Origin of the sequence: Aminiphilus sp. (assembly GCF_029975095.1) — a bacterium.
Classification (GTDB): domain Bacteria; phylum Synergistota; class Synergistia; order Synergistales; family Aminiphilaceae; genus Aminiphilus.
Genome location: NZ_JARKPW010000088.1, coordinates 1 through 1,711, shown reverse-complemented (window position 1 = coordinate 1,711; position 1,711 = coordinate 1). Strand labels below are relative to the sequence as shown.

At 59.6% G+C, this 1,711-nt stretch carries 2 protein-coding genes; both read right to left on the bottom strand.

What is annotated here, in order from left to right; all coding sequences use genetic code 11:
- The coding region (locus tag Q1K49_RS05185; protein WP_300523578.1) for an ABC transporter ATP-binding protein at window positions 1-453 on the bottom strand (453 nt) is incomplete at its 3' end.
- A gap of 106 nt (window positions 454-559) precedes the next feature.
- Window positions 560-1,711, bottom strand: a 1,152-nt coding sequence (locus Q1K49_RS05180; RefSeq protein WP_300523576.1) for an outer membrane beta-barrel protein, incomplete at its 5' end; no start/stop codon positions are given.

The window sequence follows — 1,711 nt, the reverse complement described above, 5'->3', positions numbered from 1 at the left end:
GGAGAGCACTGCGGCGATGCAGAGGCGCTGCTTCTGGCCGGCTGAGAAGTGTTCCACGTTGCGGTTGCCGAAGTCCAGCAGGTCAACGGAGGTCAATGCCTCCACGATACGCTCGTTTATTTCCGCCGAAGGGAGGAGGAGGTTCTCCGGCCCGAAGGCGACCTCGTCGAATGCGGTGGCGCAGAGCAGTTGCGATTCTGCGTTCTGGAAGACCAGTCCTACCAGGGAGAGGACCTCTCCCCGGCCGGTTGTTCCGTCTCCGAAGGTGACGCTTCCGTTCAGGATCCCCTCGTGGAGCAGATCCTTCAGGGCCAGGAGAAGGGTGGTCTTGCCGCAGCCCGAATGGCCGGTGAAACAGACGCATTCCCCAGCCTCTACCCGGAAGGAGATGTCTTTCAGGGCCGGGGTCCGTTCACCGTCATAGGTATAGGTAAGGTTGTCGACTTCGAGCATGGGATGAGCGCGGGATCCTTTCCGGTTATGCCGTCCGGAAAAAGTAACGGTGGGGAGTGCCCCCTCCGTTCTATCCTGTTTCCGGAGAAAACCGGGTGGAAGATGTTCAGATGCGGAATTCCAGGCCGCCGAAAATGAAGCGGCCCGGCTGGGGAAAGCCGTAGCTGGTCTCGTAGTTTTCGTCGAACAGGTTGTCGACCCCGATATACACGGAGAGCCTGTCTTTCAGGAGCTTCTGGGTCAGCTTCACGTTCACCACCGCGAAATCGCTCATGGATGCCTTGCGCACCGGGGTGACGCTGTTCTTGGTGTAGGTATACTGGTCTCCCGTGAAGAGGAAGGCGATATACGGCGTCAGTCCGAAGTCGAAGTCGTATTTCCCCTCCAGTGTGACCCGATGGGCGGGAGTGTACTGGAATTCGTCCCGTCCCGGCGTCGTGTCCTCCGAGTCGGTATAAGTGTAGGACGCCCGCAGCAGAAGCTTCGGAACAATGTTCGTCTCCCCGGAAAGCTCGATCCCCTTGAACCGGTATTCCGCGTGGTTTTCGTTCTTTTCGGTGGTATCGTCTTTCTGGATGAAGTTCTTGGCGGTGGTGTAGAAACCGGTCAGGCCGACCTTGCTCTTGCCGGGGAGCTTCTGCTCCACCCCCACCTGCCACAGGTACGCCCGTTCCGGCTGCAGGGACGGGTTGTCGCTGGGTTTTTCGTACAGCTGGCGGATGGAGGGGAAGCGGATGTTGCGCTGGAAAGCGGCCTTGAGGCGGGTGTCCCTGGCCACATCGTAGTGGACGCTGGTCAGGAGGCTCCAGCCGTTGTCGCTCCGCTCGTCCCGATCCTGCCAGTGATGACCGTAGCCGATGACGAGGCCGAAGTCTTTCAGGGGGGAGACTTCGTACTCCACGGACGCGGAATAGAGGGAAACGCTCTTGCTTTCGTCGTCATAGGTGAAGGTGTCCGGCGCGGTGGTGGTGAACCCGTTATTGTCCCACCCGTCCTTTTCGACGGAGAGTCCCATGGTTATTACGCCGGCCTTTCCCATGTCGTACTTCGGCTGCAGGGAGACGCCGATGACGTCCGATGAGGAATCGTAACGGTAGGAGCCGTTCGCCCTGGTCCAGGAGGTCATGTACTGGTCGTCGTACTGGGTTTCCAGCTGGTCCAGCTGGTTGAAAAAGAACCACGAGCGGAGGCTGAACCGGTCCGTGGCCTGGTAGTCCATCGCCAGTTGTACGGAGTAGCCGTTGAGATCGTTCACGCG